Here is a 14325-nt window from a genome sequence, read left to right on the forward strand (position 1 = left end):
CAAGTACGAAAATCCGCGTCTGCGGCGAGCAACCGCTTCATCGGTGGGGCGACGACCTGCCCATCATCGGGAGGGCCAGGCCCAGCCATATCGCCCAAGCGAGGAAGGTGACGCGTTGTGCGATCGGCGCCGGCACCAGGCCCTGCAGGGCAAACGCACTCACACCGGCGACCAGGCCGCATGACAGGGCCAGCCGCGCCAGCGGCGGCAGGGTCTTCCAGCTGCCGATGCCCAGCATCAGCGTGCCGGCGATGAAAGCCAGCGCCCAGACCATCCACGCACTGGCATGGGCCTGGCTCGCCGGTCCATCCAGGTCTGCCACATCCAGCGGCAGCAGGCCCATGCCGGTAAACGCCATGCCGGCCAGCACCAGCAGTTGGCCCGCAACCCGCTGCACCCAGTGGCTGCCCACCGGCAGACGCAGCAGCAGGTAAACCGCTACGGCCACCGCCAGCAAGCCCGGCACCGCCCAGCCAAGCACGTTGAAGGCCAGTGCATGGGGCATTCCCCCAGCGCCGAGCAAGGCCACCGGATGGCGGGCCTGCACATACCCGTCCAGCGCTGCGCCGAAGCCGACCACGGCGAGGATGAAGATCGCGGCGGCGATGGCGCCCAGCGGGTTTTCGATACGTCGCGGCGAGTGCAGGGGCATTGATGCAGGCTCCAGAAGACAATGCGCAATTGTGGGCCATTGCGGCGCAGGCGGGTTGCGTCAGGCGTGGGGCGTCACCATAGAATCGTTTTCCCGCCGTAGATCCAGAGCTTCCATGAGCGAACTGCCGAACGTATTCGACGCCATCACCGAAACCTTCGAAACCGAAGTACTGCAGAAATCGCTGCAGACGCCGGTGCTGGTCGACTTCTGGGCACCGTGGTGCGAACCCTGCAAGACGCTGGGCCCGCTGCTGGAGAAGCTGGCCGCCGAATACAACGGCGCCTTCCAGCTGGCCAAGGTGGACGTGGACAAGGAGCAGCAGATCGCGGCGGCGTTCCAGATCCGCTCGGTGCCGACCGTCTTCCTGGTCAAGGGTGGGCAACTGGTTGACGGTTTCCCCGGTGCGGTGCCCGAAGGCCAACTGCGCGAGTTCCTGGCCCAGCATGGCATCAGCCCGGCCGAGCCCGTGCCCGAAACGGAGCCGGAACCCCTGGATCCGCAGGCACAGGTCGATGTGCTGCGCGCGCAGATTGCCGCTGAACCCGGCAATGAAGCGCTGAAGCTGGACCTTGCCGTGGCCCTGCTGCAGATCGGCGGCGTGGACGAAGCACGCGGCCTGATCGATGGCCTGCCCGCCAACCTGGCTACCGATGACCGTGCCGTGCGCGCCCGCGCGCGCCTGACATTCGCCACCGCGCTGAAGGACGCCCCCGCCGCCGAGACACTTGATGCGCGGATCGCCGCGGACGATGCAGATCTGGCGGCGCGGCATCTGCGCGGCGTGCAGCATCTGCTGGCCGGTGAGGACCAGGCCGCGCTGGACCAGTTCCTGGCCATGCTGCGCCTCGATCGTACCTACGATGACGGACTGCCGCGCAAGGCATTGATCGACGCGTTCAATGTCATTGAAGACCCCGCTCTGGTCAGCCAGTACCGCCGGAAGATGGCGGCGCTGCTGTTCTAATGCTGAATGCGTTAAGAATCTGACGCAGGACGTAGCGCGATACTGCGGACGCTGGGGTGAATGCACGCCAGCGATCACGGCGGGAACGACCACCGACCATCGGGTCGTGCGGCGGCTCCGCCGATCTTCCGGGGGGAGGATCGCGTGGCACCTGTCGATGGCCAAGCACCTGATGCACCGGATGTCGCCCACCGGGCTGCGCTGCGGTGGCCGTTGCGCCTGCTGCTGGTCGTGCTGGCCGGACTGCTGGCTGGGGCGGCAAGCTACGGTCCCTGGTTGCAGCCACTGGACACGGCGATCTACGACCGGCTGACGCGCCACTGGCGCGCCAGCGCGGACGCGAGCGTCCTGCTCATCGCGATCGATCCCGCCAGCCTGCGGAAGATCGGTCCGTGGCCATGGCCGCGGACCGTCCACGCGCGGCTGCTGGACCGGCTTACCGACGCGGGTGCACGTCGCATCGTCCTTGACCTGCCGCTGCAGGAGCCCGATCCGCAGCCGGGTGCCGATGCCGACCTTGCGGCCGCGATCCGGCGCAATGGCCATGTCGTACTGCCGGTACTGACCACGTGGCCCCATACGGCCGCGCTGCGCGAAGATCAGTGGCCGATTCCGGTGTTCAGCGCCGGCGCCGCGGCGTTGGGCCACGCCATGGCGCACCCCGATCGCGACAGCGTAGTGCGTGATGTGTCACTGCAGCAGGGCGTCGGCGCACCGTACTGGCCAGCGCTTGGCGTGGCACTGGTCGCTCCGGACCCCCGTGTCATCAACCGGCATGCCGCCACGGTTCGCCCCCGACTGGTGGGTCCGCCCGGCACATTGGCACGCGTGTCCTATGACGATGTGCTCAGCGGCCGCATCGCGCCCTCTCGTCTGCAGGGCCGCAGGATACTGATCGGACTGACAACGCCGCCCCTGGCCGCCGGGCCAGGCATGCACAGCCCACTGCCACCGGCCATGAGCGAGATCGAGTTCCAGGGAAACCTCGCTTCGGCGCTGCTGCAGCAGCAGACCGTGCTCGTGCCGCCAAGGCGCTGGCATGGTGCCGCGACGGCCTTGTTGGTGGCGGTCAGCGTGCTCGCCTTGGCCAGTGGCGGTGCCATCGCCCGCACGGCAGCGGTAGCCGGGCCGCTGGTACCCCTGCTGATCGCAGCGGCGATGCTGCGTGCAGCTCACGTCTGGTGGGCACCGGCGACCGCGCTGGCGTGCCTCTCGGTCGCAGGGGTGGCATGGGCAGCGTGGCGGATCGTGGCGCGGCACCCGTCGGGCATGGACCCGGCGACCGGCCTCGCCGGAAGATCGCGATTCGACCAGGCGCTGGGACACGCCTGCGCAGCGGCGCATGCCGCCCAGCGCCCGCTCTCGCTCATGCTGGTGGAGGTCGCAGGCGTCGACGACCCGCCCAATGATCGCCAATTGGAGTGCCTGGCGAGGGGCATCAGCGCCCATGCGCGGCGCCCGCGCGACACGGCCGCCCGCCTCGGCGCCGGCACGTTCGCCCTGATCCTGCCGGATACGCCCTGCAGCGGCGCCACGCAGGTCGCGGAAGCACTTCTCAGCGATCTGCACGGCGTGCAGACCGAGCACGGCATGACCCCTGCGGCGCGCATCGTCCGTATCGGCATCCACTGCCGGGTGCCCAGCGCGGAAGGGGTCGCCCCCGCTGTCCTCGCCGACGCCCAGAACGCACTCCAGCAGGCCAAGGCGGATCCGCGCCTTCCCAGCGCCATCTCCAGCACCGGCTGAGTCCGTCCACGCACCGTCTGATGACGTGACTGCCTCTTGTCGCTCAGCGGGAAAATGCCGACGGTCGAGGCTCACCCCCGACGCCGCGAGCTGCCCATGACGTTTTCCAGTCTTCCGCTGACCCTTGCGTTGATGCAGGCCACCAGCCCTTCCGCAGTCTCTCTGCCCACCGCGGATCCGCTCCAACCAGGCCATGCGATCGCGATACACCAACTGCATTACCGCAAGCTCTACGAGGAAAAGCCGTTTCCGGACGCACGCCTCGTCCATTACGACAACGGCATGTACCGCATCACCTCCGAGGGTGAAGACCACTGGGGCGTCTACGTGCTGCAGGGCGCGTTCGACGACCAGACGTTCACCGTCCGCTACATCTCATTGCCCTCTCCGGACTGGGGACACCGCACCGCGTCCCATCAACTCACCTTCGTCCAGGACAGCGGCACGGCGGGCTTCTTCATACAGGACGCGATCACCGACAAAGGGGAGGCGATCCCCCAGCAGAACGGAACGTACACCTGGCGCCTGCCGCACCCGCCGCAGCCCTGATGACAGGCTGGCCTTTTCCATACGCATGCGCATGGTTAGACTGGACGCCCCCCGCCCCGGTGTGCGTCTCGATGAAAGCCAGCCTGTTCCGCCACGGCATCAACCTGTGGCCCCCCTTCCTGTTCGCCGGCATCCATGTGCGTCACATTGCGGCCGATTACCGCGACATCACCGTCGAGCTGCGCATGCGCCCGTGGAACCGCAATTATGTCGGCACCCATTTTGGCGGCAGCCTGTTCGCGATGACCGATCCGTTCTGGATGCTGGGGCTGATGAACAACCTGGGTCGCGACTACTACGTATGGGATCGCGCGGGCGAAATCGAGTTCCTCAAACCCGGCCGCGGCACGGTCAGCGCAACGTTCCACATCGACGAGGCCATGCTTGCCGAGATCCGCGAGGCCGCCGCCGATGGCAGCAAGCAGCTGCGCTGGTACAGCAACGATGTGATCGACGCCAATGGCGACGTGGTCGCACGCGTGCGCAAGCAGGTCTACATCCGGCTCAAACCGCAGGCCAGACAGGCTGACTCGACAACCCGACGCTGATTGGCTTTCTGCATATCGGGAAGCAACGCACAACCGCGCATTTCCTTGCTGTTGATGATGTCCACGAGTCGCACTTTTCGGTGCGGCCGGCGACAGATCAAGGAGATCCCGCATGTCCGACACGATGACAACCCGGCGCGGTGCGCTGAAAGCGGCAGCCTGTGCGGCGGCTGCACTGCTGACCGCTTCCGCTTCCGCACGTGCCCAGCAGCAACGCCGTCCCACGGCGGCCGACATCATGGGGCCGTTCTACCCCATCGTGCGCCCGCTGGACGAGGATGCCGACCTCACCCGCGTGGCCGGCCAGCCCGGCATTGCACAGGGGCGCGTGCTGGACCTGCGCGGCAGGGTTCTCGACACCCTGGGGCACCCCGTGGCCGGCGCCCACATTGAAATGTGGCAGGCCAACACGCACGGTCGCTATGCCCATGCCAGCGATACGAACGTCACGGCCCCGCTGGATCCCGCATTCCAGGGCTTCGCGCGGCAACGCACCGATACGAAGGGCTGCTTCCGCTTCCTGACGGTGATACCGGGCGCCTATCCGGTCCCCGACCCCGAATCTCCCTGGCTGCGCACGCGGCATATCCACTTCGACATCCGCGGCCAGCACGATCGGCTGGTGACCCAGATCTACTTCGCCGGTGAGCCACTCAACGATACGGATCGGCTCTATCAGGCGCTGACACCTGCAGAACGGGACACGGTCACCTTGGACCCGCGTCACGCCGTGGCCGGTGCGCAGGCTCCGCTGATCGGAGAATGGACCGTGGTGCTGGCCAGCGGATAGGCCTATATCTGACGCACATTGCGGGGCGCTGCGACGTCATCGCAGCGCCGTCCACGTCACCGTCACGGTTGGCACGACAGCCCCTGAGCAGCTGGATGTCGTTCGACCAAGACCGCGTGACCAATCAGCAGCGACCGCTACAATAAGCCGATGTCACTCCCTGCCCCCGAACTTGTCCCCCGCCCTTCCCTGCAGCGCCTGTTCCTGACCGGCCTGTTGACCCTGCTGCCGATCTGGCTCACGTGGGTCGTGGTGAAGTTCGTCTTCGTGCTGTTGTCGGGGATTTCCAGCCCCCTGGTGGTGCCGATGTCCGAGCGCATCGCTACGTGGTTCCCCAATTCACTGGGCTGGGTGCACGCCGAGTGGATCCAGAACGTGGTCGCCCTGGTCGCCACGCTGCTGGTGATCCTGGCGGTAGGTGTGCTGAGCCGCCGCGTAGTGGGACAGCGCCTGCTGCGCTGGGTCGGCGCGGTGATCAAGCGCATTCCCCTGGCCAGCATCATCTATGAAAGTGCCAAGAAGCTGCTCGATATGCTGCAGACCGAGCCGGGCACCACCCAGCGCGTAGTGCTGATCGATTTTCCGCACCGTGACATGAAGGCAGTGGGGCTGGTGACGCGTGTCATCCGCGAACAGGGCACGGGCCGCGAACTGGCCGCCGTGTATGTGCCAACCACGCCGAATCCGACCTCCGGTTATTTGGAGATCGTGCCGGTGGAACTGCTCACACCAACCGATTGGACCGTGGACCAGGCCATGAGCTTCATCATCTCCGGTGGCGCGGTAGCACCGGACACCGTGCCGTTCACCCGCGCGGGCGAACGCGGATCATGAGCGTGCGGCCGCTACAGGACCGTGCAGTCCTGCTCTTCATCGGGCTGGCCGCGTTCTTCTGTGCCAATGCGGTGCTGGCCGAGCTGATCGGGGTGAAGATCTTCGCCCTGGAAGACACACTCGGTATCGCACCGCTGAACTGGAACCTGTTCGGCCAGACCGGCTCGCTCAGCTTCACCGCCGGCACCCTGCTGTGGCCGGTGGTGTTCGTGATGACCGACATCATCAACGAGTTCTTCGGCAAGCGCGGCGTGCGCTTCATTTCGTGGCTGGCGGCAGTCCTGATCTGCTACGGCTTCTTGTTCGCCTATGCGGCGATCTCGCTGGCACCGGCCAGTTGGTGGATCGGCTCGATGAGCGCGCAGGGCGTGCCGGACTACCAGGCCGCGTTTGCCGTGGTGTTCGGCCAGGGCATGTGGACCATCGCCGGCTCGCTGGTCGCGTTCCTGGTCGGCCAGCTGATCGACGTGGCGGTGTTCCACCGCATCCGCCGCGCCACCGGCGAACGTCATGTGTGGCTGCGGGCCACCGGATCGACCGCAGTGTCCCAGCTGATCGACAGCTTCGTGGTCGTCTGGATCGCCTTCGTGCTGGGGCCGCAACAGTGGCCGACCTTGCTGTTCTTGGCCGTGAGCACCGTGAATTATGTCTACAAAATGGGCTTCGCCATTGCGCTGATCCCCTTGCTGTACCTGGCACGGCATGCAATCACGCAGTACCTTGGCGCAGCGCGCGCGGAACAGCTGCGGGCCGACGCGGCAGCTGACTGAGCGACAACACGGCTCTTCCTGACTGCGCTCTCAACGCTGGCCGGATGCGTCTGGATCGTGCAAGCTCCACGGTCTGTGTTCCACGGAAATGACCGATGCCCCAGCTTGCCCGCGCCCTGGCGGTCGCTCTTGCCTCGCTGATGTTGTTCAGCGCTGCGCCGCCGGCCGATGCCGCGAAGAAGAAAGCCACCCGCCCCGCTGCCGCGCAGACGCGGCAGGCCGCAAAACCCAAGGCAAAGCCGCGTGCGCGTCCCGCCGCTGCCGCTGCCGCCCGGCAACCGGCCGCGCAAGCCAGCAAGGCCGCCCAGCTGGAGCGGTTGTACGAGGAATACTGGGATGCGTCGATGCGGTTCAATCCGCTGCAGGCGACCTTCCAGGGCGAGACGCGCTACAACGCCGAGCTGCCCAACATCCTGTCAGCCACCTGGCGCCAGCAGTCGCATGACTTCACCACCCAATGGTTGGGCAAGGTGGAGAAGATCGGCAGCGCCGGCCTGCAGGGCCAGGACCTGCTCAGCTACGACATCTTCGTGCGCGACGCACGCGCCTCACTGGCCGCCGAACAGTACCCGTCGTGGATGCTGCCGATCAGCCAGTACTACAACCTCGGCAGCATCATGGCGATCCTGGGCGCCGGTGCGGGCGCTCAGCCGTTCAACACGGTCAAAGACTACGATGACTGGTCCAAGCGCTCGCTCGGCATTCCCGCGCTGTTCGACCAGGCCATCGCCAACATGCGCCAAGGCATGGCCGCCGGCGTGGTGCAGCCGCGCGAGTTGATGGAAAAAGTCCTGCCCCAGCTCGATGCAGTGATCAAGCCCACGGCCGAAGAGAGCATCTTCTGGACGCCGGTGCGGACCATGCCCGACAGCATCCCGGCCGACGAAAAAGCCCGTATCAGCGCGGAGTACAAGCGCATGATCGAGTACCGGATCATGCCGGCGTATCGCGCGCTGCGCGGTTTCATCGCCACCGAATACCTGCCCGCCTGCCGCGCCAGCGCCGGCATCGGCGCATTGCCCAACGGTGCGGCGTGGTATGCCGGCACCCTGCGCCAGGCAACCGCCACGGCACAGGATCCGGCGCAGCTGCATGCCTGGGGCGAGCAGCGGGTGCAGGCCCTGCATGCGCAGATCGCCACGGTGATGAAAGACAACAAACTGCGTGGCAACGAGGCCAAACTGTTGCGCAGCATGCGCAGCGACAAACAGTTCCAGTACAACGACGCCAATGCGTTGCTGGGCCGCTATCGCCAGGTGCAGCAGCAGGTCACCGGTAAACTGCCTACGGTGCTGCAGACCCTGCCCAAAGCGACGCTGGAGATCCAGCCGGTGGAGCAGGAACGTGCCGCCACCGCAGCGGCCGCCTTTTACCAGCAGGGTGTGCCCGGTGCGCGCCCTGCCGTGTTGTACGTGAACACCAGCAGCCTGCCCACGCGACGCCGCTGGAGCGTGCCGATGCTGTATCTGCACGAGGCAGTCCCCGGCCATCACGTGCAGCTGGGGCTGCAGCAGGAAATCGAAAAACTGCCGCGGTTTCGCCGCCTCGGTGGTGATCTGGCCTTCATTGAAGGCTGGGGACTGTATGCCGAGTCGCTGGGCGAGCCCTTGGGCCTGTACACCGATCCGTACGACCACATCGGCTACCTGCACGCGGCACTGACGCGCGCGGCGCGCGTCGTCGCCGATACCGGCATCCACGCGCAGGGCTGGAGCAAGAGGCAGGCCGTGGAGTATCTGGAAAAAAACACGGCGATGACCACCGAAGACGCCAATGCCGAGGTCGAGCGGATGATGGCGCAGCCGGGCCAGGCCTTGTCGAACGTACTGGGTGAGGCGAAGATCGTCGAACTGCGCGATCGTGCGCGGCAAGCGCAGGGAGCGGCCTTCGATATTCGCGCGTTCCATGCCGAACTGCTCAAGGATGGTTCAATGCCGCTGGACATCCTGGAACAGCGGATGATCCGCTGGATGGGACAGCCCGCGCGGTGAACGGACCAGGTCCCTTCCCTGCCGGGGAAGGGACCTGACCGCTGCCTGGCTCAGAAGTAGACGCCGACCTCGTCCTCCTCGGCCTGGTCGGGCAAGACGCACGCATTCCACTCGTCCTCCAGGTGCTGCACCTTCTGCAGCAGGTGCTCCAGTTCCTGCTGGCGGCGAAGGGTGCGTGCGGTGCCTTCCTCCCCGCCAAGGTTGAGGAGGAGCTGCGCCTTCATCTCGTCCTCAAGTTGCTCCACCTCCTGCATCACGCGCTCCAATTCCTGTTCGCAGCGAAGGGCGCGGGCGGCGGGGTCGCTGTGATCCAGGATTTGCAGGCCCTGCATCGGCGAGACATCCGTTTCGTCTGACCGAGTGTGCAGGACGGGCCACTCGTCGTCCCGCCCAAGATCGGTCCAGAGCGTGCTGCCTTCGGCAACGTCCGCGTGCGGCGGGGCCTGGTAAGCGTCAGTCGAGGGCATCACGAACCCTGCATCAGCTTCCGCGCGCTTCAGCACACTACGGGGCGCATCCTCCATGGAGGACACGTTCACAGTGCGGCGTGACGAACCCCGCTGACCTGCTGCCCGGTGCTGCGTGACCTGCTCGGGCGCGAGCGCCACGGGCAGTCGCTTCGGCTTGGACTTCCCGTCGAACACCTTGGTCAGGTACACCTGGTCGCTGCTGGACACGAGCTCGTCCGACACCGGGTCGAGCGTATAGACGCGCGTGACTTCATGCTCGTGAAACCCCAGACGGCGTGTGCGCTCAGCCACATCCTGTGCCGTTTCACTCCGCTCGTCCTGGAGCGCCGCGTTGGCCTGCCTGATGCGGTCAGTCCGGTACTTCGCCAACTCGAACCGCGGCATCGTGCCAAAGCACTGGTGTGGCTCGTCGTCCTCGTCCTCATGCGGCGCGGCCGATGGTTGATCGTTGGTCTGGTAGATCTCGGCCCGCTGTTCGAGCTCCTCGTCCAGCGCGCCTTCTTCAACGTCGAACGCGATGTCCTGCATCTCCGGCTGCGCCACATGCCGCAGCAGGGTGGCCGGCTCCGGCGGAGCATCGACGGGGCCCGCTGATTTCGGCTCGTCAGTCCCGCCGCCATCGCTGGGCGGTGCAACGCGTGCGGCCATGGGCAGTGACGCAGGCGTCGCACTGCAGGCCGGATCAACGGGCGCCGGGGTGCGAAGGAACGCGAGCATCTGCCTGACACTGACAGCGCGCGGTGAGACCACACCCCGCTCGGGATCATGGCCGCTTGCACCGGGAACTTCGCCTCGCCGCTGCAGATGCTCCACGAAGCACCTCCATTCGCCGCGGTCGGTAACGAGCGGTGCGTCAGACCCGCCACGCGGGGGTGGGAGGAGTGCCACCCCGCCACGGGTGGGCGCGGCTGAAAGGCTCGTCACCCTGCCAGGCGAGGGCTGGTTGGCAACTGATATCAGCGCGCTCGGCGGCGACGGCGGCGGCGCAGTGGGCTTCATCGTCACTTGCCCGGCAAGGAGCGCGGCGATGTGCCTGAACGACGGTTCGGCGTTGGGTGTCGCGGTGGTTGTCACGGGGGTACTCGTTTGCGGATTGAGGAAGCCTCAGACTGCCCGCGACGCGCTGCTCGTACTTTCGCATTTCGTCCTTGCACACCGGCCAATCGCCCCGCGCTGCGCCCTGTTCTGCGAACATGGCACGCCCTTACCCAGTGCACGCCCATGGCCCACGGTCTGCAAGGCATTCACCATGTCGCCCTCATCTGCAGCGACTACGCCCGCTCACGCGCGTTCTATGTCGACGTGCTCGGACTGACCGTCCTCGGCGAACATCACCGTGCCGCACGCGACTCCTGGAAGCTGGATCTGGCACTGCCCGACGGCGGCCAACTGGAACTGTTCTCCTTCCCCACGCCGCCGCCCCGCCCCAGTCGCCCGGAGGCCCAGGGACTGCGCCACCTGGCCTTCCGAGTGGACGCACTGGAGCCGTTCATTGCCCATCTGGCCCACCACGGCGTGGCCTGCGAGCCGATCCGCGTGGACGAGTACACCGGCAGGCGCTTCACGTTCTTCGCCGACCCGGATCACCTTCCGCTGGAACTCTACGAAGCCTGAGGCGGGCGTGTGGTCGATGAGGGGAAGCCTTGCACCATACCCACCCGGATGGGTATACAGTCAGCACACGTCGGCACCCATGCCGATCTCGAATCAATGCCCTGGGAGGGGACCATGCGCAAGACCTTCAAGACCCTGCTGCTGGCGCTGCCGCTTTGCCTGGCTGCGCTGTCGGCGAACGCCGCCGACTCTGCGGTGGGCCGCTGGAAAACCATCGACGACAAGACCGGCAAGGTGAAGTCGATCGTGGAAATCGCCCAGGCCAGCAATGGCACGCTGAGCGGCAAGGTGGTGGACATCCTGCATTCCGACAAGGGCCCCAATCCGGTCTGCAGCGACTGCAGCGGTGCCAACAAGGACAAGCCGGTCAAGGGCATGACGATCCTGTGGAACCTGAAGTCCGATGGCGCGGGCAGCTGGTCCGGCGGCACCATCCTGGACCCGGCCAACGGCAAGACCTACAAATCCAAGATGAAGCTGCAGACCGGCGGCACCAAGCTGGATGTGTCCGGCTGTGTCGCCTTCATCTGCCGCGCGCAGACCTGGCAGCGCGAATAAGCCCGACGGGGTCGACGGGGTCGGATCGGGTTCGCGTTGCGAGCGGGATCCGACCCCCATCCGTGGGGGCCATGCGATAATCGTCGCTTCCCCTCGCTGCACCCCGTGACCATGACCCGTACCGCGCTTGTCACCACCGCCCTGCCCTATGCCAACGGCCCCCTTCACCTGGGCCATCTGGTGGGCTACATCCAGGCTGACATCTGGGTGCGCGCGCGGCGAATGAGTGGCGGGACCGCCTGGTTCGTCTGCGCCGACGACACCCATGGCACGCCGATCATGCTGGCGGCCGAGAAAGCCGGGGTCACCCCGGAGGCCTTCATCGCCAACGTGCAGGCCAGCCACGAACGCGACTTCGCCGCGTTCGACGTCGCCTTCGATCACTACGATTCGACCAATTCCGATGCCAACCGGGCGCTGACCGAAGCTTTCTATCTGAAGCTCGAAGCGCAGGGCCACATCGGCCGTCGCTCGGTGGCGCAGTTCTATGACCCTGCCAAAGGCATGTTCCTGCCGGACCGCTACATCAAGGGGATCTGCCCGAACTGCGGCAGCGCTGACCAGTACGGTGACAACTGCGAAGTCTGCGGCGCGACGTACAGCCCGACGGACCTGAAGGAACCGAAGTCGGTGATCTCCGGTGCGACGCCGGAAATCCGCGATTCGGAGCATTTCTTCTTTGAAGTCGGCCGTTTCGAGGGCTTCCTGCGCGAGTGGCTGTCCGGCGATGTCGCCCTGCCCGGCGTCAAGGCCAAGCTGATGGAATGGCTGGATGCCGACGGTGGCCTGCGTGCGTGGGACATCTCGCGCGATGCGCCCTACTTCGGCTTCCAGATCCCCGGCCACCCGGGCAAGTATTTCTACGTGTGGCTGGACGCGCCGATCGGCTACCTGTCCAGCTTCCAGACGCTGTGTGCGAAGACCGGCGTGGATTTCGAATCACACCTGCGCGCCGGCACGTCCACCGAGCTGCATCACTTCATCGGCAAGGACATCGTCAATTTCCATGGCCTGTTCTGGCCGGCGGTGCTGCACGGCACCGGCCACCGCGCGCCGACCCGCCTGCATGTCAACGGCTACCTGACGGTGGACGGGGCGAAGATGAGCAAGTCGCGCGGCACCTTCATCATGGCGCGCACGTTCCTCGATGCCGGGTTGGAACCGGAGGCCCTGCGTTACTACTACGCTGCGAAATCCTCCGGCGGCGTGGACGACCTGGATCTGAACCTCGGCGACTTCATCGCCCGCGTCAACGCCGACCTGGTCGGCAAGTTCGTCAACCTGGCCAGCCGCTGCGCCGGCTTCATCGCCAAGCGCTTCGATGGCCAACTGGCCGCGCAGCTGCCTGACCCGGCGCAGTACGAACGCTTCGTCGAAGCGCTCGCGCCGATCCGCGAAGCCTACGAGCGCAACGACCCGGCGGCGGCGATCCGGCAGACCATGGCACTGGCGGACGAAGCCAACCGTTACATCGACGACGTCAAACCGTGGGTGATCGCCAAGCAGGAAGGCGCCGACGCGCAGTTGCAGTCGGTGTGCAGCCAGGGCTTGAACCTGTTCCGGGTGCTGGTGACCGCGCTGAAGCCTGTGTTGCCGGCCACCTCGGCACAGGCCGAAGCCTTCCTCGCCGCGCCGGTGACCGATTGGACCGCGCTGTCGCAGCCGCTGCTGGCCCACCGCATCAACGAGTACGTTCCGCTTTTCACCCGTATCGACCCGAAGAAAATCGACGCCATGACCGACGCCTCCAAAGACACCCTGCAGCCGACCCCGGCCGCGCCCGCTGCTGCTGCGAATGCCGTAGCCAAGCCGGCTGCCGCAGTTGCCGCTGCCCCCACGCCGACGAAGGACGACGGCGCGCCGGCCTACATCGGCATCGATGATTTCGCCAAGCTCGACCTGCGCATCGGCAAGGTCGTCGCGTGCGAATTCGTGGAAGGCTCGGACAAGCTGCTGCGCTTTGAACTGGATGCCGGCGAGCTGGGCACGCGGCAGATCTTCTCCGGCATCCGCGCCAGCTACGGCGAGCCGGAAAAGCTGGTTGGCCGCAGCGTGGTGTTCATCGCCAACCTGGCACCGCGCAAGATGCGCTTCGGCCTGAGCGAAGGCATGATCCTCTCGGCCGGTTTCGACGGCGGTGCCCTGGCCCTGCTGGACGCCGACAGTGCCGCGCTGCCGGGCATGCCGGTCCGCTGAAGCCCGGCATGGTCGCCACGGAGGGTGCGATGGAACTGGCGCTGTTCGACTTCGACCACACCATCACCACGCGCGATACCTACAGCCGTTTCCTGCGCCGTGTCGCGACGCCGGAACAGCGCGCACGCGCGTGGTGGACGGTGGGCCCGTGGCTGGCCGCGTACCGGCTACGGCTGATCTCTGCCGCGCGTATCCGCGCACGGGTCACCGCGCTGGTGATGCGGGACCGCCACGCAGACGATATCGCCGCGCTGGCCGCCGGCTATGCGCGCGACCTGCTGCCGGACATGGTGCGGCCGGAGATGCTGGAGCAGATCCGATGGCACCAGTCGCAGGGGCATACCGTGGCCGTGGTGTCGGCGTCGGTGGACCTGTACCTTCAGCCCTGGTGCACGGCGCTGGGCCTGCAGTTGATCTGCAACCGGCTGGAAAGCCGCGATGGTCGTCTGACCGGCTGCTACGCCGGCACGGATTGTGGCCCACGCAAGGCGCAGCAGATCCGTCAACGGTTCGACCTGGACCGCTACGCACGCATCCACGCCTACGGTGACAGCAGCGAAGACCGGCCGATGCTGGCCCTCGCCCATGACCGCTGGTACCGCGGAAAACCCCTGACCCCATGAGTCCCCTGCGCAGCCTT

At 66.5% G+C, this 14325-nt stretch carries 14 protein-coding genes; 12 read left to right on the plus strand and 2 right to left on the minus strand.

The genetic code is table 11. The annotated features are described in order from the left end of the window. Window positions 1-37 precede the first annotated feature (37 nt). Window positions 38-652 carry a DUF998 domain-containing protein gene (locus IFT65_RS13595; RefSeq protein WP_192081880.1) on the minus strand — a complete coding sequence of 205 codons (615 nt, stop codon included), beginning with the start codon at window positions 650-652 and terminating at the stop codon, window positions 38-40. A 115-nt stretch (window positions 653-767) separates the two neighbouring features. Between IFT65_RS13595 and trxA the strand changes: the two genes are divergently transcribed. The 8 genes from trxA to IFT65_RS13635 all read left to right on the plus strand — a co-directional run bounded on the left by trxA (window position 768) and on the right by IFT65_RS13635 (window position 8847). Further along, window positions 768-1619 carry a thioredoxin gene (gene trxA, locus IFT65_RS13600; protein WP_192081881.1) on the plus strand — a complete coding sequence of 284 codons (852 nt, stop codon included), beginning with the start codon at window positions 768-770 and terminating at the stop codon, window positions 1617-1619. A 144-nt stretch (window positions 1620-1763) separates the two neighbouring features. After that, window positions 1764-3365, plus strand: coding sequence for a CHASE2 domain-containing protein (locus IFT65_RS13605; protein ID WP_192081882.1), 1602 nt, complete (start codon window positions 1764-1766; stop codon window positions 3363-3365). A gap of 96 nt (window positions 3366-3461) precedes the next feature. After that, window positions 3462-3914 (plus strand): hypothetical protein, encoded by a 453-nt coding sequence (locus tag IFT65_RS13610; protein ID WP_192081883.1) that lies wholly within the window; start codon window positions 3462-3464, stop codon window positions 3912-3914. A 71-nt stretch (window positions 3915-3985) separates the two neighbouring features. Further along, window positions 3986-4462, plus strand: a complete 477-nt coding sequence (locus tag IFT65_RS13615; protein ID WP_192081884.1) for a DUF4442 domain-containing protein — start codon at window positions 3986-3988, stop codon at window positions 4460-4462. A gap of 112 nt (window positions 4463-4574) precedes the next feature. Beyond that, on the plus strand, window positions 4575-5252 hold the full coding sequence (locus IFT65_RS13620; RefSeq protein WP_192081885.1) for a twin-arginine translocation signal domain-containing protein: 678 nt from the start codon (window positions 4575-4577) through the stop codon (window positions 5250-5252). Between the two features lie 150 nt (window positions 5253-5402). Beyond that, on the plus strand, window positions 5403-6086 hold the full coding sequence (locus IFT65_RS13625) for a DUF502 domain-containing protein (protein ID WP_192081886.1): 684 nt from the start codon (window positions 5403-5405) through the stop codon (window positions 6084-6086). Next, entirely contained in the window at window positions 6083-6856 is a 774-nt protein-coding gene (locus IFT65_RS13630) for a queuosine precursor transporter (RefSeq protein WP_192081887.1), read from the plus strand. Before IFT65_RS13625 ends, IFT65_RS13630 begins: the two co-directional genes overlap by 4 nt. A gap of 95 nt (window positions 6857-6951) precedes the next feature. Continuing rightward, window positions 6952-8847 carry a DUF885 family protein gene (locus IFT65_RS13635; protein ID WP_192081888.1) on the plus strand — a complete coding sequence of 632 codons (1896 nt, stop codon included), beginning with the start codon at window positions 6952-6954 and terminating at the stop codon, window positions 8845-8847. Window positions 8848-8897: 50 nt separating this feature from the next. On the opposite strand, the gene IFT65_RS13640 is transcribed toward IFT65_RS13635, so the two are convergent. Continuing rightward, the gene (locus tag IFT65_RS13640) at window positions 8898-10130 is read right to left on the minus strand and encodes a hypothetical protein (protein ID WP_192081889.1); all 1233 of its coding nucleotides are present in this window, start codon (window positions 10128-10130) and stop codon (window positions 8898-8900) included. 408 nt (window positions 10131-10538) lie between these two features. Between IFT65_RS13640 and IFT65_RS13645 the strand changes: the two genes are divergently transcribed. The 4 genes from IFT65_RS13645 (at window position 10539) to IFT65_RS13660 (ending at window position 14308) form a co-directional block, all read left to right on the plus strand. After that, complete coding sequence (locus tag IFT65_RS13645) at window positions 10539-10931, plus strand: VOC family protein (RefSeq protein WP_192081890.1); 393 nt, start codon at window positions 10539-10541, stop codon at window positions 10929-10931. Between the two features lie 114 nt (window positions 10932-11045). Continuing rightward, entirely contained in the window at window positions 11046-11489 is a 444-nt protein-coding gene (locus IFT65_RS13650) for a DUF2147 domain-containing protein (protein ID WP_192081891.1), read from the plus strand. A gap of 111 nt (window positions 11490-11600) precedes the next feature. Further along, entirely contained in the window at window positions 11601-13685 is a 2085-nt protein-coding gene (metG, locus tag IFT65_RS13655; protein ID WP_192081892.1) for a methionine--tRNA ligase, read from the plus strand. A 29-nt stretch (window positions 13686-13714) separates the two neighbouring features. Next, a complete protein-coding gene (locus IFT65_RS13660) occupies window positions 13715-14308 on the plus strand; it encodes an HAD family hydrolase (RefSeq protein ID WP_192081915.1) in 594 nt (197 codons plus the stop codon). Window positions 14309-14325 lie beyond the last annotated feature (17 nt).

Source organism: Stenotrophomonas sp. CFBP 13725 (genome assembly GCF_014841935.1).
In the GTDB taxonomy this organism is placed as follows: Bacteria; Pseudomonadota; Gammaproteobacteria; order Xanthomonadales; family Xanthomonadaceae; genus Stenotrophomonas.